The following is a 16,541-nucleotide window of genomic DNA, read 5'->3' as shown; positions in this document are numbered from 1 at the left end:
CTGGTCCTTTTAGTGGGCCGTTGAACTCAGCAGCTCGGACGCTACGGTTTTCACCAAAATCTTCGCATCAAGCCAGAGCGAGAAATTCTGCACATAAGCGAAGTCGTGGCCAACGCGCTGTAGCGCCTTGGAGCGATCAACCGTTGGGCCTCGCAGGCCTTGGCACTGCGCCCAGCCGGTCAGACCTGGACGGACGTGGTGGCGGAAGCCATAGTGAGGGACCAGGTCCTCGTAGGCCATGCCGCCAGCGAGCATCCCAGCGACGTGCGGACGCGGCCCGACAAGCGACATGTCACCACGCAGGACATTGATCAGCTGCGGCAGCTCGTCAATGCTGGTCTTTCGGATCAGGGCGCCAATTGGGGTAACGCGCTTGTCGTCCGCAACCGTCTGCGAGATTCCCGAGACATCGCACCGATCCGCATACATGGAGCGGAACTTCATGATCTGAAAAACGCGGCCATCAAGACCGACGCGGGACTGACGGAAAAAGACCGGACCCTTGTCGGTATTCTTGATCAGCAGCGCCACGATGATCAGAAGGGGGGCCAGGAACAGAAGACCTGCGCCAGCACCCGCAATGTCCACCAAGCGCTTAACAATGAGCGAAACGCTGCGCGAAAAGCTCGATGCAGGCGCTGCGGGAGCGCTATCGACCCACTGCACCGGAAGCCCATTTTGCGTACGCGTCAGTTCACGCGGAACCGACGGGCTCCAATTCAACTCAACTGCACTCTCGCGTTGCGTCACGACACTTGAAGAGATGTCGTCGCGCAAGGCCATTGCTTCGCGATCTACCAAGTTGGCTGTCCCGTCCATCTTAGCCCCCAGCGTTATACGCTACTTAACTCTTTACTAACTATCACAGAGATCGCACGGAATGTCTCGTGCGTTCAAGACATGGCTGCCATCAAGATTAACGCGGCGCGATACTTGCCGCTTGATTATGGCAATTTTCGTAAAATTTGAAGTGATTTTGAGAGAAGGCAGCAAAAGCGAACCTGCAAATTGTTCCCATCGGATCAGTCCAAGGATGGGCAAAATGAAGAAGGTCGTATTTGCAGCTATCGTCAGCGCGGTAGCTATGTTCGGTTCAGTCGATATGGCCTTTGCCAATCGCCCGACCCAAATTGTGGTGCAGGAGCGTGTGAGTTCTCGCGGGCCGGAGAGTTTCCAGGTATTTTGTGCAATCAATCCACGTGAGTGTCAGCCCGGCGGCGATGCCAAGATCGCGCTTGATGACGATGTGATGCGTCTGCTCACCCGTGTCAATTCGCGCGTCAATCGCGCTATTCGCCCCCGCCTCGACAGTCCTCTCGCCCAGGTGTGGCGCGTCAATCCCAGCGTTGGCGATTGCAAAAGCTATGTGGTCAGCAAGCGCCACGAGTTGATCCGTGCCGGCCTTTCGCCGAGCGCACTACGCATCGCTTACGTTAAGACACGCGATGGACAAAGCCACGCCGTGTTGGTCGTCAAAACTCACAATGGTGATTTAACGCTTGATAATCTCACAGGCGAAATCAGGCTTTTCCGTCAAACGGGCTACCGCCTGGTCGGCATGTCCGGTTCCGATCCGCGCCGCTGGGGTTAATTGCAAATCTGATATAAGTGTCGGTGATTCGAGGGGGATAGACGGGTCTATGACACGTGCGTGGGGGCTTTGGCTTTCGTTAATCGTCGCGGTGGCACTTTTTGCAGGCTCTGCCACCGCAGCATACAGAGAAATTGTTCCCTACTTTGCTGGTGGTGACAACGCCCGGGAAAAACTGGATTTTCTCGCCACCGGCGCTCCTGATCCAGGTCTGTCGCTTCAAGCGCAGCGTCTTATACTAGACGACTGCGTCGCAACGCTCCTCCCACTTGTCGGCACTGCGCTAAATGATGAGACCGCAAAGGTCCGCGTCAGTTGCCAGTCTTTGGCTGGAGGATTGTTGCGCGATGCGCCGCTCTTTTCATACGCTTGGTTCGGGCTTGCTGTAACGCAAGCATTTGACGGGGCAAGCGCGGACTTCCAGCACTCCCTGGCGCAATCACAATTGACCACGGCAAACCAGTGGGCGATGGCCTCGCTGCGGCTAGCACTTGCTTATCCGTTCTGGAGCACGCTACCGCCCGAGCTGCAGAGCCAGCTTGGAGCGGATATCGTCGTGCTCGCCCATTCCGGACCTGGGCGTGAATGGCTGGCGCAACGTTATGCAGGCAATCCAGATTTTCGAGAAGACATCACGGCCAATCTCGAAAAGGCGCCGCCCAACCTGCAACGTGCCTTTGTCCGTGCAGTTTCTTCTCAGGGCACAGGCTCATGACCAGACTCAATAATTTTGCAGGGTCGCTGGTGGTCCTCGTCGTGGTTTTGTCGCCAATACCCTTTGGCAGCAATCGGCCGTTCTTTTGGGCGATCTGGGGGCTAGTCGTCGCCGCGGCGGCATTTGTTTATTTCGTTGCCGCTGCGCGGAATGGCGAGGGCTTGCGCATACCGCTGAGCAAGATCGGCTGGTCGGTAGGCCTATGGGCCCTTTTGCTTCTGTGGCTGGTCGTGCAGGTTGTGCCCTTCGGGGCTATCCTGTCTCCGTTCTCCATAGCCTTGTCTGGAGGAACAATTACCTCGGAGACAATCAGTACGGCGCCAGGCGCGACATGGCTCATGTTGATCAGAATAGCGACGTACGGGCTTTTCTTCGTGCTGGCCCTTCAAGCTGGCGCAAAAGAAAACCGCTCCGTCTTGATGATCAAGATTCTATTTTGGGGCATTGTTGCCCATGCCGGGTTTTCGTTGATCCAGTTGACCCAGTTCGGTGATACAATTCTAGGCTTACCCAAAATTGCTTATATGGGTGTCGCAACCGGGACCTTTATTAACCGAAACTCGTTCGCGACCTTCCTTGCAATTGGGCTCAGTGTAGGAATTTCGCTGCTGCCAGGCATCATCAGTGCCAAGAGGGCCCGGAATGAGACAGTGATGGACAAGATTTTCCGGCTTTTCTTTCACGTTGCTGGACTATTCGTCATTATGGTGGCCCTGCTTGCGACCCAGTCAAGGATGGGGCTGTTCGCCGGGTTACTAGGAGCTTTCGTCGTCTTGCTGCTGGTTCTCAAGCAGAACCGTCACTGGAAGTTGCTTATTCCGGCAGTCGTAGCGATTGCTGTTGCGGCGTCCCTTTTGATCGTTTGGACCTTCGGACAGGGCGTAATTGAGCGCGGGCTTGACATCGAGGGTTCCAGCGAAGGGCGCATGAATCTCTATGTTCAAGTATGGGATGTCATCATGACGCGGCCATGGACGGGATATGGTGGGGGTGCATTCTCGCTCTTTTTTCCGGCGTTCTTTGGCCCGCCACTCAACCTCGTTGGCTTTTGGGACAAGGCACACAATACTTATCTCGCGCTCTTCTCCGAACTCGGCATTCCCGCGGGCTCTTTGCTGATCATCGCAAGTGCCATTCTCTTTGGCAGGATCTTGTGGTCGCAGCTCTTAGGCACAACGCTTAATCCGGCTAGACTTGCTGCCATAGGGGCGATGCTTACTTGTGCGGTACACTCGCTGGTCGATTTCAGTCTCGAAATCCAGGCCAATACTTTTTTGTTTGTTGCGATCGTCGCCTTAGGGCTAGCGGCAACGGTCAGATCGCGAGTGCCGGGCCAAATTTAGCAAGGGCATCAATTGTTGGGCGGAGCGTTGTGGCTGCAGTCTTGTCGCAAAACTTACTTCAATGCGAATATCATATGCCGCAGCCCTCTTTGCTCGCTGAACTTCCCATAGACAGGGCACTTATCCGCACCATAACTCCAAGTCGAAATAAAAAGGCCCCGCACTGCGGGGCCTTTTTATTACTTTGGGCCTAATCAGGTCGGGCTTACTGGAGTGCCAGTGCCACCACCAGGAGTGGTCGTACCACCACCGGCCGGAGGAGGTGACGTCTGCTCGGAGCCGCCGCTGGAATCGGGCGTTGCTGTTCCGGCTGCTGGGGCCGGTGCGCCGCCAGCCGGCGCGCCGCCTGCAGGACCAACGGCACCAATTGCGGTGAGATCAGCCTGCGTAAACGTCATGCCGTTGGCCTGGGCCGCAGCAACAACCGCAGCGGTATCCACCGAGATGCCAGCAGCGGCTGCCGCCGTGGTAATACGCTGAATGCTGGCAGGGGTGCCGCCTGCGGCAGCAACGTCAGCAGCAACATCGACAACGATAGTGCTCAGAAGTGCAGCGTTCGGACCGAGTGCGGCTGCAAGGTTCTGGGCAGCAACAGCAGCGGCTGCAGCAGCGTCAGGAGCAGTGCTCAGAGCGGCAGCTTCAAGTGCTGCGATAGCAGCGTTGACCGCAGCCGCATTTGGCAGCGCGTCGATTTGAGTCTGAACGGCAGCCGAGATAGCAAATGCCGAGGTGACCGGAGCGGCGACCAGAGCAGTGGAGACAAGCAAAACCCGTACAAGATTTCGCATCATGGGATGACCCTCGTGTTAATTCTTTATTTAGCAAACACGACGGACGTCCTGACTGTCAAGTGTCCGGCGAGTGAAGACGCTTTGCGCGCCATGCATAACTGGCTGTGTAGTTAATTCCGGTAAAGCTGGCAATTCTATGTCCAAGTAATTTTCATAAAATTTGAAGTGCTTCCAACAGAGGACAGCAAATCGGTTCGTTCAAGTTGCATCCATCGGATCAGTCCAAGGATGGGCAATATGAAGAATATGGTTTTTGCAGCCGCGGTCAGCGCCGTCGCCTTATTTGGCACAGCTGAAACAGCTTTTGCGAACAGGCAGACAAATATCGTTATACAGGAGCGTGTTAGCGCTCGTGGTCCAGAGAGTTTCCAGGTGTTCTGCGTCATTAATCCGCGCGAATGCCAGCCTGGAGGCACGGAGAAAATTGCGCTCGATGACGATGTGATGCGTCTCCTCACCCGCGTCAATGCGCGCGTCAACCGCGCCATCCGTCCCCGTCTCGACAGTCCTTTCGCACAGGTCTGGCGCGTCAATCCAAGTGTGGGGGATTGCAAGAGCTACGTTGTCAGCAAGCGCCATGAGCTCATCCGGGCTGGCGTATCGCCAAGCGCCTTGCGTGTTGCCTATGTCAAAACGCGGGATGGTCAGGGCCATGCGGTGCTGGTCGTCAAAACCCACAATGGCGATCTGACGCTCGACAATTTGACTGGCGAAATCCGGCTGTTCCGGGAGACAGGCTATCGAGTGGTCGGCATGTCCGGTGCAGACCCGCGCCGCTGGGGTTGATCACAAGTCATCATAAACCTGCATGGCGCCCATGACTTGGGCGCTGTGACGTTATTCATATGGCCGAAAAGTGGTTGCGCGGCGCTGACTTCATAGAGATAACACATCCACGAAAATCGGCGGGTGCTCCATGGACGAACAGGAAATTGATCTCAGGGCGATCTTGGGGGTGCTGCGGCGCCATATAAGGCTGATCGTTCTAGTGGTCGTTACGGTCCTCGTGATCACCGGCGGCGTGGTTTACTCGCTCAAGCCTGAATATACTGCAACGACGCTTGTTTATGTCGATACGGCGCGCAAGGATCTCTTGGATCCTGAAGCGCTTGCCTCCGGCTCGAGCGCTGCAGACAATGCCCGGGTCGATAGTGAAGTTGAAATCGTCCGGTCGATCCCGACGCTTTTGCGCGTGATCCAGGACGCCAATCTGCTCAACGATCCTGAATTCATGCCCAAGCTCGGGCTGCGGCAGGAGCTGATGGCGTTCCTTCGCCTTGCCGAGCCGACGCTGCCGACAGGCGAAGAAGCGCTCAATAACCTTGTCGAGCGTCTCCGCGGTGCGATTTCGGTGCAGCGCCGGGGCCTTACCTATCTCATATCGATCAATGCGGAAGCGGCGTCTCCGGCAACGGCGGCGCGTATCGCCAATGCGACAGCCGATGCCTATATCGCGCTGCAGATTCAATCGAAGACGCAGTCGGTGCTCAATTCTCTCGACGTGCTTGAGCCGCGCATTTCCGAAGCGACCTCACGGCTTGCGCAGAGCGAAGGCGCCTTCGATACGTTCGTCGAAGACAACGTCGCCCGTCTTTCGGCCGGCGACAGCAGCAATATCGAGGCGCTCCGCCAGCAGCTTGCCCAGGCGACCAGTGAACGCCAGCGGCTTGGCAGCATCGTCGATACGGCGAACCAAAGCCTCCAGCAGCTCAACTACGAGCAGCTTGCCAGCTCGCTACAGTCCGAAGCCGTCGCCGGTCTTGAACAGCAGCGCACGGAGCTTTTGAACCGCATCAATTCGCTCGAGCCCAATTCCACCGATGCAGTCGATTTGCGCGGCAGCCTCGCCCAGGTCGAACAGCGTCTGCAGACGACGGCGCAGCAGGAAATCCAGGGGCTGCAACAGCAGGTTTCGACCTTCCAGGATGAAGCCTCGGGTCTTCGCGATCAGGTGCGACAGCGGTTCCTCGGCAGCGATCTGCCGCCAGATGTGCTCACCAGCATTTATGAACTACAGCAGAACTCGACCCTGGCGCGGACCAATTACGAACGTCTCGTCGCGCGTGTTAACGACCTGCGGGCCCAGGCCGACCTGCAGGTGGCGGATAGCCGCGTCGTGGCGCAGGCAACGCCCCCCAATGCGCCCTCCTTCCCTAATTCGCGCCTGATCCTCGTTCTTGCCGGTCTCGCCGCGGTGGGTCTGGGCGTCGGTCTAGCCTTCGTCGTCGACAATTTTGTCGGTGGTTTCACATCGACGGATCAGCTTGAGACAGTCACTCGCCGTGAAGTCATCACCGGCATTCCGCTGCAGCGCCCCAATAAGCGTGATGATGGCCATATTGCCAGCGCCGCCGATCTCGTCGTGACCTCGCCGCTGTCGCATTATTCGGAAAGCTTGCGCCGCGTGCGCCTGCGCCTTGATCAATTGCTCGCGGCGCCGCGCGCCGATGGCCGACAGCGCCGGGGCAAGGTCATCCTCGTGACGTCCTCGCTGCCGGTGGAGGGCAAGACGACGACGGCACTCGCTCTTGCGCGCACCTATGGTGTAGCCGGCCAGCGGGTCCTGATCATCGATGCCGATCTGCGCAAGCCATCGCTCCACAAGCAGCTCAATGTGGAATCGACATCGGGGCTGCATGAATATCTCGCGGGCGAAATCTCGCCCGAAGAGAGCAAGTCGATCATCAATCGCGATCCGCAGTCCGGCATTTCGGTGGTGCTCAGCGCAAACCAGAGCAATCTGCCGACGGAACACCTGCTGACCAGCAAGACTTTCGTGCAACTCATCGAGGCAGCGACGCAGGCCTTCGATATCGTCGTCATCGATACCCCGCCTGCTGGCGTCGTCGTCGACGGCGTCTATCTCATGCAGTTTGCCGACGTGATCCTCTTCCTAACGCGCTATGCCAGCACGACGCAGCGCGAAGTATTGAACGCGCTCAAGACGATCGATCGGTCCAAGGTGGAAGATACGCCGCTGGTTCTGGCGATGACCCAAGAGCCGGGAAATGCCCGGTCCTACAATTACAAATATTCGTCCTATTACGCGGATTGATGCAAAAGGCCGGGCTTGTCCCGGCCTTTTCTTTATGTCGCGGGTTTTGGCGCGGTCGTCGACATGAAGCTGACCGCGCCGGACTTCAGAATCTTAACCGCCGTCAGTGGGCCGCCGGCATAGGCGCCGGTGTCGATGCCAATCCGGCCCTCGGCAACGGAAGGAGCGTCCATCGGCGTATGTCCGTGTACAACTGTCGCCGGCAGGCCGTGCGGCTGGCTGAGGAAGGGTTCACGGATCCATATCAGATCTTCGTCCCGCTGCTGCTCCAGTGCTACTTTCGGCCTTATGCCGGCATGGACGAAAGTAAAGGCACCCGCTGTCACCATGATCGGCCGGCTCTTGAGGAAGTCGAGGTGATCTACCGGGATGAAACTCTGCATCACCTGGCCACGCGTCCTGACGCTCATGGAGCGGAACGCATCGCCATCGATCCCGTAGGATGTCAGGGTTTCGCGGCCGCCCCACTCAAGCCAATCGCCCATGGACTTGGGTTGTTCGACGGCCTTTTGAAACATGACCTCATGATTGCCCTGGAGGCAGATCCGTTTGAAGCCTTCGGGCGCGCGGCGGATCAGATGGTTGAGCGTCTGGGCTGAGGCAGGGCCGCGATCGATATAGTCGCCGAGCGTGATGATCAGCTTCTCGCCGTCTATCGACGCTGCATCTTCTGCAATGAACGCCTCAAGCGCCTTGAGTTTATCAAGACAGCCGTGAATGTCCCCGATCGCGTAGATTACGGCGGGCTGGGTCTCGAGGTGAATGCGCGGCGCCGTTTCGGCTGGGGGGCGCTTGCCAAAAATGTTGAACATGGCCCTTTGGGTCCGAGTGTGTCGCACGACCGTATCGGCGCGCCTAACGCCTTCGCTAGCACCTTTTGAGTGATTTTGAACGGGATATTCGGACCATCCGGCCGCCAATGTTTTGATCGGCGCTATATTGTCAAATCCGAATAAATGCCGTTCTATTGCGAGGGTGGCAGGGGGATATTCTGTTTACTTTTCGCAACAATGTCGAAAATCTCATCGGTGTGCTGCATCGGCAATTTCGCATTGTGGCGCTTTGCTTTCTTGTACTCTTCACAGTTCCCGTAGTCGCCGCGCTCGCCCTGCGCCCCAGTTTTACCGCGACTGCCCTCGTCGTCATCGAGCCAGCCCCCTCGGATTTGCTCGAGCCGGGTGGCCTCGGACCAGCAACCGGGCCCAATACAGCTCTGGTCGATGGTGCTGTCGAACTGATGCGATCCGAGCCCGTGTTGACGCGGGCTCTCGCGCTGGTGGCGCCTGTCGACCCCAGTGCCTTCTCGTCCTCGCTCGATTTTCGCACCAAGGTCCTGGCGTTTTTTGGCAATGCTCGCGCGGAAGGTCCGTCAGTGGATCGTCTGGAAGCTCAGGTTCTCAAGCTGGCGCGGTCGGCGGTCACGGTCAATCGCCGCGGCCTGACGCCGGTCATCGCGATTTCTGCCCGTTCTGCCTCGCCGTCTTTTGCCGCCCGTCTGGCCAATGCGATGGCGCAGGCGCACATGGAGGTGCAGTGGGAAGCCAAGGCGGAGAGGCTCGATCGGGCAAAGGGGCTCGTCGATGTGCAATTATCGACGGCAGAAGCGCGGCTGATCGAAGCTGAGGCAGACCCGGACCTTGCGCCGCAACTTGCAACTCTGCGCAGTCAGCGCGACGCGCTCCAGCATCGTGCGCTGGAACTGACGATGCAGGCCGCTCTGCAATTGCCCGATGCGCGTCTCGCCGCACCGGCATCAATCCCCGTCGAGGCGAGTTTTCCCGATGTGCGGAATACTAGCCTCATCGCGGCTCTGTTCGCCGCCGTTATTGCGATCGGTATTGGTTTCACCGCCGATGGCTGGGCGAGCGGCGTTCGCTCGACGACAGAACTGGCCACACTTGTTGGCGCGCCGCTGGCCATCGCCATGCCCCGGCTACGGACCCGTCGCTCCGACGGTACGAGCCATGCCGATCAAGTGGTGACCGCGCCACTCTCACCATTTTCTGAGGCCATGCGCAGCCTGCAGATGCATCTGACCCGTTCGCTCGACAGGCAGCCAAGCCGCGTGATTGCCGTGATGTCGGCGGGTGAGGGAGAGGGTAAGACGACGACCGCGCTCGGCGTGGCGCGGGCGTTTGTTGCAGCGGGGCAAAACGTGCTGCTCCTCGATGCCGATGTGCGCTCGGCCGCCCTGCGGCAACATCTCGATGTGCCATCCTCGCGCGGGTTCGAGGCGGTGTTGTCCGGAGTGCTCGGCCTCGCCGATGTGCCGTCCCTCGTGCAGCGTGATCCGCTGTCGGCGCTCAGCGTGCTGATCAATAGCGGACCAAGCACATTGCCGGCCGAGGCGATCTTTGGCACCGGGACTTTGGAAAAACTCCTCCAAAGCGCGCGGTCGAGCTTCGATGTGACGGTGATCGACATGCCTTCGTTCCGCTGGCCGGCGGATAGCTCGCACATCCTCCGCCATGCCGATGCTGTTGTACTTGTCGCGGGCTGGGGCAGGGCGGAGCGCCGAGCGTTGGAAGATATGCTGATTTCGATCAGGGCCAGCCAGGGCGGACGGCACATTCCCGTGCACCCGGTATTGTCAATGCAGCCGCAGACGCTCAAATGGTCGCTGTCCCTTACCCAGTTGAGCTATGCGTCGCGCTAAGCGATCGGCCCGTAGTAATCCGCATACCAATCAACGAATGCCTTGACCCCGATATCCAGCGTCGTCTCGGGCTTATAGCCCGTCAGCGCCGCCAGAAGCGCGGGCGCCGCGTGGGTGTGTTCGACGTCCCCCGGTTGCACCGGCAACATGGTCTTCCGTGCCGTCTTGCCCAAGACTGTTTCGATCGTCTCGATAAAGGACATCAACCCAACCGGCTGCCCGCCACCGATATTGACCGAGCGCCAGGGCGCGACGGGCGAAACCGAGTCCGCACCATCGATCACGTCCACCGCCTCGCCCTTCTGCGGCGTGACGACCATCAGCCGGGTGATCGCTTCGACGAGATCATCGATATAGGTATAGTCGCGCAGCATCTTTCCCTGGCCATAGACGTCGATCGCCTCGTCGCGCGAAATGGCCGAGACGAATTTGAACAGCGCCATATCCGGACGGCCCCAAGGGCCATAGACGGTGAAGAACCGGAAGCAGGTGGTCGGAAGGCCGAACAGATGCGCATAGGAATGCGTCATCGCCTCGCCGGCTTTTTTGGTCGCCGCATAGAACGACATCGGAAAATCGGCCCGATCGGTTTCGGCGAACGGCACCGTTTCATTGCCGCCATAAATCGACGAGGTCGAGGCAAACATCAGGTGGCCGACGCCGGTCTTGCGCAGCACTTCGAGGAGATTGAACGTGCCGGTTATATTGGCGCTGACATAGGTTTCGGGCGCTTCGAGGCTGTAGCGCACACCGGCTTGCGCGGCGAGATGGACGACGATATCGGGTCTGAAATCCGTGATCGCCGTTTCGAGCGCGGCATAGTCTTCGAGCATGGCTTCGACGAACGAGAAGCTGTTGGACTTTTGCAGGATGGCGAGGCGCGCCGCCTTGAGCGTCACATCATAATACTGCGTCATGCCGTCGAGGCCGAAGACGGTGTGACCGTCGGCCAGGAGTCGCTTTGCCAGATGAAATCCGATGAAGCCGGCCGTGCCGGTGATGAAGATCTTCATTTATCCCCGCCGCTTTATCTTTCCGAGCCTTAGGCGAAAAGCCTGAAGAGCCCGTTAGCTCAGTGCCCCGCCGCCCGCTTCGATAGGCACTTTGCTCCCGCTGATCCGCGCCAGTCCTAGACTGTCGCATTCCTTTCAGCGGAGCCGATCATGGCCGATATTTTCTCCTCACACAGCCTAGACCTCGCCGCGCCGGCAACCGGCGCCTTCGCCATCACGCCGAGCGATGCCACGATTTTCGATCAACCGACGCGCGCGGTCTATGTCGGTGCAGCCGGCACGCTCGCCGTCGAAATGCTCTCGGGCGGGTCAGTCTTCTTCGAAGGTCTCCCGGCCGGCGCTATTCTGCCGGTGCGCGTGCGTCGCGTCCTTGCTGCCAGCACCGCCAGCTTTCTTGTCGGGCTTTACTGATGGTTGGGACCAATGGGCTTGGCCTCGCCCTCAAGTCGCGGTCTGGCGCCCGAGCGGCGTCTGGCCCCTGGCTCGATGCTGATTTCGTCGTGGGGCAATATGGTTTTGCCGGTCGTTCCTTTTCCGATCCGGCGCAGTTCCGCCTCGCCGCAGGCGGCACGGTCGCGCCGACGGGGCATCTGTTTCTGGGGCCCAATGTTGCCCCTGATGCGCAGGAACTGTTGGCTGATGGCAATTTCTCGGCCGGGACCGCGACTGACTGGACCGGTGTTGGCGGGTCTGTCGCTATCGCCTCTGGCGCCCTCCGCGTTACGGGTGCCGGTGGCAGCGGCTCGGGTGCCTTTCGCACCATTGCCGGGCTGATCAATTCATCGGGCCGGGCCTATCGCCTGACCGGATCGGTCTGGCGCGGCACGGCGTCGAGCGTCACTCTTGGCTTTGGCGCGGGCGGCGGCGGCACCGCCAATTATGCGCAAACCGCCAATCTCACCAACACGGTCCCCGAAGCGGCTGCGCTTTATTGTGGCGGATTCAGCGTGGGGACCGCATCGATAGCGGTACGCCATCAGGTCAATCCAGCCACCGGCACCTATTTTGCCGATGATCTCTCGCTCAAGGAGGCCTTGCCCTATGCCGGCTTCCGGCCGGGCAATCTCTGCGGCATCATCGGAGCCACGACACCAGCCAGCGGCGGCACGGGAGGCATTGTCCTTCAGGCAGATGACAATGCCGAATTCAACGCCAACTGGTTCGAGCGCAATTTCATCCGCATCATCTGGGATGCGAGCCTCCATTTGCGGCTCATCGTCTCCTTTGGCGGCACGGGGAGCCAGGTCGAACAGGCCAATATCGATCTTGGCGCCGTCCCGGCCGGTTCGTCTTTCGCCGTGGCCTTCTCGGCGCGCGATGGCGAATATCGCGCTGCCTTTATCGGGCAACCGGCGCAAAAGGCCCTCGCCGGGACGTTTCCGGGGCTTGCCGCAATCCGGCTTGGGCGCGGCCGTTCGGCGGTCACTGGCCTTTGGACGGGCAGCATCAGCCGCATCAGGCTCTATCCCTATGCCTTGAACGAGGAGGCCTTCGCCGCTTTCTCGTCGGGCGAAGGCATTGCGGCTTGGGGCGATAGCCTGACGGCGGGTGCCGGCGCGACCGGTGGCAGCACGGGCGCAGCGACCTATCCTGCCATCGCCCAGACACTGTTCAGTCCGCCCCGGATCGTTCATCGGCAGGGGCAGGGCGGGCAAACCTCGACGCAGATCGCCGCCCGAATGAATGCTGTGCCGATCCTCGTTACCGTTGCGGGTGGCGCCATCCCGGCATCGGGGCCAGTCGCCGTGACCGACAAATCCGTCAACGTGCTCTACAATTCGGGCGCCTATACCGGCGCGCAGCGGGGCTGGCTTGCCGGTGTCGATGGGGTGATGACCACGGACGCCAGTGGCAATTGGACATTCACGCGCAGCCAAGCCGGCATGGCCGTTGCTGCGCCCGCGTCGTCTCGCTTCACTTGCGCCTGGGGTCTTTATCTCAAACCCTTTGAAGCCTGGCTTTGGCTTGGTCGGAATGGCGCACAATCGGGCCGTACGGTCGCCCAGGATATCGATGCGGCGGTCAAGTCTCTCGGCCACAATCGCTATCTTGTCGGCGGTATTCTGCCGAGCGCCGCGGATAGTGCGCCGGCTTTAACGGCACAGGCCAGTCTCAACGGGCAACTGGCGAGCCTTTATGGCGTGCGGTTCGTCAATCTTCTGGCGGCCCTCGTCGCCGGGGCCAATGGCTCGCCGGAAGACAGCGCCGATGTGGCGGCGGGCTATGTTCCGCGTTCCCTGCGCTCAGACCATCTCCATCTCAACGATGGAGGTTATGCGCGTGTCGCTGCGGCCTTTCATGGGGCGCATCAGGCCATGGGTTGGTGATTGCTCCGGCGCGGCGGCGAAGCGGTTGCGCCGGATTTCCTGCATAGATGGTCCAGCTTTCGAGGTCCGAAAAGGCGACGGATGCTGCGCCGAGAACCGCGCCCTGACCAATGGTCACGCCCGGGCCCACCGTGGCCCGGGCAGCAATCCAGGCGTCGGCATCGATCTCGATCGGCCGGGCGATGATCGAAAAATCCGGACAGTCGACATCGTGGGTCGCCGCAATCAAATGCACATGCTGCGAGACGATTGCCCGGTGACCAATGCGGATAGGCGCCTGGCAATAGAGCACCGTATTCCAGCCGACGACCGCCTCGTCCTCAATCACCAGATTGGGTGGGTACCAGATTTTGGCACTGCCATGGATCCGCACATCGCGACCGACGCGAGCCCCGAAGAGCCGCAAGACGAGACACCGCCAGCGATGGAGCGGGGTGGGCGTCCATGCTGCAAGCAGCGTCCAACTGACCAGCCAGAGCAAACGGAACAACCGATGGTGCAGGGGATAGGAAACCTTCGCGAGCCCGGTCATGACGATGATCCCGCGAGTACCCGCACATATTGGTCGAGCATCGACCGGGCGATATTGGGCCACTGAAATTTCTGCGTGGCCGCTTTCGCACTTGCTTCGCGTTGCTGTGCCTCGTCCGCACTCATAGTTTCCATCTGCCGCACCAGCGCATGAAAATTGCTGAAATCCTCATTCATTTTGAGGCCTCGCCCTTCCGCGACGAGGTCCGGCAGGTGGCAGGCTTCGGTCAGCACTGGAATGGCGCCGTGGGCTGCGGCTTCTAGCGCCGCCATCGGGAGGCCTTCGCTGAGCGAGGGCAGAATGAAGAACCGCGCGGAACTCAGCGCCTCGCTTTTCCACTCGCCATAGAGGCCACCGACAAAGCCGACCTTCTTCGTTTTCGCGCAGGCCGCAGCCACCAGCCTTTCCTCGTCCGGCGTGCCCCAGCCCGCGATCGTGAGCGGAAGTTTTTTGGCATGCCGATCCCAGGCGTCGATCAGTTTTAGGACCTGCTTTTTTTCGTGGAGCCGTCCCAGATAGAGCGCGCCGCTGCGCTCTTTCCCACCCTTGGGCGATGTGGCGTCGATGCCGTTCGGGAGGATGAATGTCCGCTCTCGGAGGCTGGGCATAAAGCCGGCAGCAGCGGTCGCTTCATGGTCTGTCAGCGCATGAACATGCGCGCGGCCTAAGCTGGGCCGCTCCCAGAGCGCGGCATGAGGCCGTTTGATCCAGGGCCGGCGTTTGAGGATCCAGGGGTCGAGCATGCCACGTGGCGATATCACCACCTGCGTTTCCTTGGGCGCGAGCCGACCGTAGATCGTGCTCGCCGACCAGAGCCCATGGACGTGAAGGATGTGGGGCTTGAGCCGCGCGATTTCCGACACAACGGCGGGCGCAAATCCATATCGCGCCCGACCAAGCGGAAAAGTCACAAGCGGCAACCGGCCCCAGACGCTACGCTCCTCCTCGAACTGCGCCTCGCGACCACCCATCACCGTAACATCGGCTCCAAGATCCGCCATGGCGGCAGCAAGGCCGGAAACGGAATGATAAAGCCCACCGGCGGAGCGCCCGAGGCGCGTCGAGAAATGCAGAATTTTCATGATGCTCTCACCTCCCCAAGTAAGCGTGTGGACTGTCGGGATGCTGCCCAGAACAGAAGCGCCGCGCCATAGCCGAGCGTTTCGAAGGCAACAAAGCCAATGACTGCGTTGGATGCTGCCGCCAGCGCCAAACCCAATGCCCCGAGGACCATCACCGTGCCGAGGCTCCGGAACGCTATTTCGTGGCGACCGGATAATTGCAGTGCGTAGACGCCCGTCGCCGAAAGTTTCTCGATAACCTGCCAACCGAGCAAAGCGAGGATAAGCGGCGCGGCGACATCGAGCTGCCATGCAGCAAGTACCGTCGCGACGCTGCCGATCAGTGCAATCCCGGCTTGACCAAAAAGGCTTAGCCGCATGTTTGGTCCCGCGGTTTTGAGTTCCAACCTGCGCAGGTAGAGCAACAGAATCCCCGCGGCGTTGAAGACCTGCTTGGCATAAATGGCGAGCGCCGCGACGGGTCCAGAGAACAGTGCACCAAGCGCGAAGAGCACCGCGCGCCCATAAATCTGTCCTAATCCCTGCGCGACCATCAGTGCGAGAAGGTCCATCAGCGCCGGGCGTATGTCGGCGAACCGTTTTGATTTCTCGAGAGGCGCACCTTTTGTTCGCCGATGCACCAGGGCATAGAGCGCCGTGCCGAAAAGTGCGGAAAGCCCAGCTACCGTCGGATCGATTTCGCCACGCACCAGCACAACCGCTGCAAGCGTGATCATCCAACCATTTTGGGCCAACATGCCCCAATGTTGCCAATTCCGTCGGTCGAGGTCGTGGTCGAGCGGCCGCAGACGCAGCAGCAGGCAGATGAGAATGGCGACGAACAGAAACTGCAGTTCCGGCAGGAATACAAAGACGATCGGCAGCGCCGCAAGAAAGGCCAACAAAAGAGCCAGCCGATAGAAGCGATAGGCTGTGCGGATGGTTGCATTGTTGTGCCGGAGCCGCATCACGGCCGGGGCAAGGCCCGATTGGCCATCGAAGACGAAGAACAAGAGACCTAGAAGCCCGCTAAACTGCGCGAGCCCGAGCACTGTTTCGGTTTTGCCCTCAGCAATCAACAGGGTCTGGGCTGCGAAGAGACTGAGGGCCGGGGCGGCGGCGATGCCCAGCCCAAACACTTGCCACGCCCCTCTCATCGCAGGCTCCTTTGGACGCGGGCTGGCGTTCCAAACGCGAGGGCATGGGGCGGGATGTCTGAATTGACAAGGCTATGAGCTCCGATCACGGCCCCATCACCGATTTTGACGCCCGGCAGGATCGTCACCAGCCGCCCGATCCAGACATCGGCGCCGATGCTGACGGGACGACAATCGAAACCACTCGTCAGAACTGGAGTGTCGGCGCTGATCCGATGGTCGCTGTCCCGGATACTGCAATAATCACCGATGCGCGTTCCCGCGCCAATGCGAAGCGATCGCCGTGCCGAGAGAATGGTC

Annotated in this window: 15 protein-coding genes and 1 pseudogene; 8 read left to right on the top strand and 8 right to left on the bottom strand. The window is 59.9% G+C overall.

Annotated features, from left to right (window positions below; translation table 11 throughout):
- Window positions 1-9: 9 nt before the first annotated feature.
- Complete coding sequence (locus ASG47_RS11150) at window positions 10-819, bottom strand: sugar transferase (protein ID WP_244487085.1); 810 nt, start codon at window positions 817-819, stop codon at window positions 10-12.
- A gap of 223 nt (window positions 820-1,042) precedes the next feature.
- Here ASG47_RS11150 and ASG47_RS20280 point away from each other — a divergent pair, with 223 nt between their 5' ends.
- Genes ASG47_RS20280 through ASG47_RS11135 form a run of 3 tightly spaced genes read left to right on the top strand, consistent with a single transcriptional unit; the run spans window position 1,043 to window position 3,649 of the window.
- On the top strand, window positions 1,043-1,591 hold the full coding sequence (locus ASG47_RS20280; protein ID WP_162243252.1) for a transglutaminase-like cysteine peptidase: 549 nt from the start codon (window positions 1,043-1,045) through the stop codon (window positions 1,589-1,591).
- A gap of 49 nt (window positions 1,592-1,640) precedes the next feature.
- The gene (locus ASG47_RS20865; protein ID WP_162243251.1) at window positions 1,641-2,306 is read left to right on the top strand and encodes a hypothetical protein; all 666 of its coding nucleotides are present in this window, start codon (window positions 1,641-1,643) and stop codon (window positions 2,304-2,306) included.
- Entirely contained in the window at window positions 2,303-3,649 is a 1,347-nt protein-coding gene (locus tag ASG47_RS11135; protein WP_061908998.1) for an O-antigen ligase family protein, read from the top strand. The genes ASG47_RS20865 and ASG47_RS11135 overlap by 4 nt, the downstream gene beginning before the upstream one ends.
- 194 nt (window positions 3,650-3,843) lie before the next feature.
- Here the strand turns inward: ASG47_RS11135 and ASG47_RS11130 are convergent, their stop codons facing one another.
- Window positions 3,844-4,440, bottom strand: coding sequence for a hypothetical protein (locus ASG47_RS11130; RefSeq protein WP_061908996.1), 597 nt, complete (start codon window positions 4,438-4,440; stop codon window positions 3,844-3,846).
- 237 nt (window positions 4,441-4,677) lie between these two features.
- On the opposite strand from ASG47_RS11130, the gene ASG47_RS11125 reads away from it, so the two are divergent.
- Entirely contained in the window at window positions 4,678-5,226 is a 549-nt protein-coding gene (locus ASG47_RS11125) for a transglutaminase-like cysteine peptidase (RefSeq protein WP_162243250.1), read from the top strand.
- A 130-nt stretch (window positions 5,227-5,356) separates the two neighbouring features.
- Complete coding sequence (locus ASG47_RS11120; protein ID WP_061908992.1) at window positions 5,357-7,495, top strand: GumC family protein; 2,139 nt, start codon at window positions 5,357-5,359, stop codon at window positions 7,493-7,495.
- A 32-nt stretch (window positions 7,496-7,527) separates the two neighbouring features.
- Here the strand turns inward: ASG47_RS11120 and ASG47_RS11115 are convergent, their stop codons facing one another.
- On the bottom strand, window positions 7,528-8,307 hold the full coding sequence (locus tag ASG47_RS11115; protein ID WP_061908990.1) for a metallophosphoesterase family protein: 780 nt from the start codon (window positions 8,305-8,307) through the stop codon (window positions 7,528-7,530).
- A gap of 155 nt (window positions 8,308-8,462) precedes the next feature.
- On the opposite strand from ASG47_RS11115, the gene ASG47_RS11110 reads away from it, so the two are divergent.
- Entirely contained in the window at window positions 8,463-10,151 is a 1,689-nt protein-coding gene (locus ASG47_RS11110; RefSeq protein WP_061908987.1) for a tyrosine-protein kinase domain-containing protein, read from the top strand.
- Here the strand turns inward: ASG47_RS11110 and ASG47_RS11105 are convergent.
- Window positions 10,148-11,164: an NAD-dependent epimerase/dehydratase family protein gene (locus tag ASG47_RS11105; RefSeq protein ID WP_061908985.1), complete on the bottom strand. Its 1,017-nt coding sequence runs from the start codon at window positions 11,162-11,164 to the stop codon at window positions 10,148-10,150. The genes ASG47_RS11110 and ASG47_RS11105 overlap by 4 nt on opposite strands.
- Before the next feature lie 150 nt (window positions 11,165-11,314).
- Here ASG47_RS11105 and ASG47_RS11100 point away from each other — a divergent pair, with 150 nt between their 5' ends.
- A complete protein-coding gene (locus ASG47_RS11100) occupies window positions 11,315-11,575 on the top strand; it encodes a spike base protein, RCAP_Rcc01079 family (RefSeq protein ID WP_061908983.1) in 261 nt (86 codons plus the stop codon).
- Window positions 11,575-13,491, top strand: coding sequence for a hypothetical protein (locus tag ASG47_RS11095; RefSeq protein WP_061908981.1), 1,917 nt, complete (start codon window positions 11,575-11,577; stop codon window positions 13,489-13,491). The genes ASG47_RS11100 and ASG47_RS11095 overlap by 1 nt, the downstream gene beginning before the upstream one ends.
- Here the strand turns inward: ASG47_RS11095 and ASG47_RS11090 are convergent.
- The 4 genes and pseudogenes from ASG47_RS11090 to ASG47_RS21320 form a co-directional block, all read right to left on the bottom strand.
- Window positions 13,424-14,023 carry a putative colanic acid biosynthesis acetyltransferase gene (locus ASG47_RS11090; protein ID WP_082511696.1) on the bottom strand — a complete coding sequence of 200 codons (600 nt, stop codon included), beginning with the start codon at window positions 14,021-14,023 and terminating at the stop codon, window positions 13,424-13,426. The genes ASG47_RS11095 and ASG47_RS11090 overlap by 68 nt on opposite strands.
- Window positions 14,020-15,105, bottom strand: a complete 1,086-nt coding sequence (locus ASG47_RS11085) for a glycosyltransferase (protein WP_061908979.1) — start codon at window positions 15,103-15,105, stop codon at window positions 14,020-14,022. Before ASG47_RS11085 ends, ASG47_RS11090 begins: the two co-directional genes overlap by 4 nt.
- Window positions 15,102-16,241: a hypothetical protein gene (locus tag ASG47_RS20860; RefSeq protein ID WP_162243249.1), complete on the bottom strand. Its 1,140-nt coding sequence runs from the start codon at window positions 16,239-16,241 to the stop codon at window positions 15,102-15,104. Before ASG47_RS20860 ends, ASG47_RS11085 begins: the two co-directional genes overlap by 4 nt.
- 76 nt (window positions 16,242-16,317) lie before the next feature.
- A pseudogene (locus tag ASG47_RS21320) lies at window positions 16,318-16,405 on the bottom strand (acetyltransferase); the annotation flags it as partial.
- Window positions 16,406-16,541: the final 136 nt, after the last annotated feature.

Source organism: Devosia sp. Leaf420 (genome assembly GCF_001425445.1).
Classification (GTDB): Bacteria; Pseudomonadota; Alphaproteobacteria; order Rhizobiales; family Devosiaceae; genus Devosia.
Note: the sequence above shows the minus strand (reverse complement) of the source record. Positions and strands in the feature narration are given on the sequence as shown.

What these genes read in the sequence shown, in the direction of transcription:
- ASG47_RS11095 (WP_061908981.1), top strand. Translation starts at nt 11,575, where the DNA reads ATGGTTGGGACCAATGGGCTTGGCCTCGCCCTCAAGTCGCGGTCTGGC.
- ASG47_RS20280 (WP_162243252.1), top strand. Translation starts at nt 1,043, where the DNA reads ATGAAGAAGGTCGTATTTGCAGCTATCGTCAGCGCGGTAGCTATGTTC.
- ASG47_RS11130 (WP_061908996.1), bottom strand. Translation starts at nt 4,440, where the DNA reads ATGATGCGAAATCTTGTACGGGTTTTGCTTGTCTCCACTGCTCTGGTC.
- ASG47_RS11135 (WP_061908998.1), top strand. Translation starts at nt 2,303, where the DNA reads ATGACCAGACTCAATAATTTTGCAGGGTCGCTGGTGGTCCTCGTCGTG.
- ASG47_RS11115 (WP_061908990.1), bottom strand. Translation starts at nt 8,307, where the DNA reads ATGTTCAACATTTTTGGCAAGCGCCCCCCAGCCGAAACGGCGCCGCGC.
- ASG47_RS11090 (WP_082511696.1), bottom strand. Translation starts at nt 14,023, where the DNA reads ATGACCGGGCTCGCGAAGGTTTCCTATCCCCTGCACCATCGGTTGTTC.
- ASG47_RS11125 (WP_162243250.1), top strand. Translation starts at nt 4,678, where the DNA reads ATGAAGAATATGGTTTTTGCAGCCGCGGTCAGCGCCGTCGCCTTATTT.
- ASG47_RS11150 (WP_244487085.1), bottom strand. Translation starts at nt 819, where the DNA reads ATGGACGGGACAGCCAACTTGGTAGATCGCGAAGCAATGGCCTTGCGC.
- ASG47_RS11120 (WP_061908992.1), top strand. Translation starts at nt 5,357, where the DNA reads ATGGACGAACAGGAAATTGATCTCAGGGCGATCTTGGGGGTGCTGCGG.
- ASG47_RS20860 (WP_162243249.1), bottom strand. Translation starts at nt 16,241, where the DNA reads ATGAGAGGGGCGTGGCAAGTGTTTGGGCTGGGCATCGCCGCCGCCCCG.
- ASG47_RS11085 (WP_061908979.1), bottom strand. Translation starts at nt 15,105, where the DNA reads ATGAAAATTCTGCATTTCTCGACGCGCCTCGGGCGCTCCGCCGGTGGG.
- ASG47_RS20865 (WP_162243251.1), top strand. Translation starts at nt 1,641, where the DNA reads ATGACACGTGCGTGGGGGCTTTGGCTTTCGTTAATCGTCGCGGTGGCA.
- ASG47_RS11105 (WP_061908985.1), bottom strand. Translation starts at nt 11,164, where the DNA reads ATGAAGATCTTCATCACCGGCACGGCCGGCTTCATCGGATTTCATCTG.
- ASG47_RS11100 (WP_061908983.1), top strand. Translation starts at nt 11,315, where the DNA reads ATGGCCGATATTTTCTCCTCACACAGCCTAGACCTCGCCGCGCCGGCA.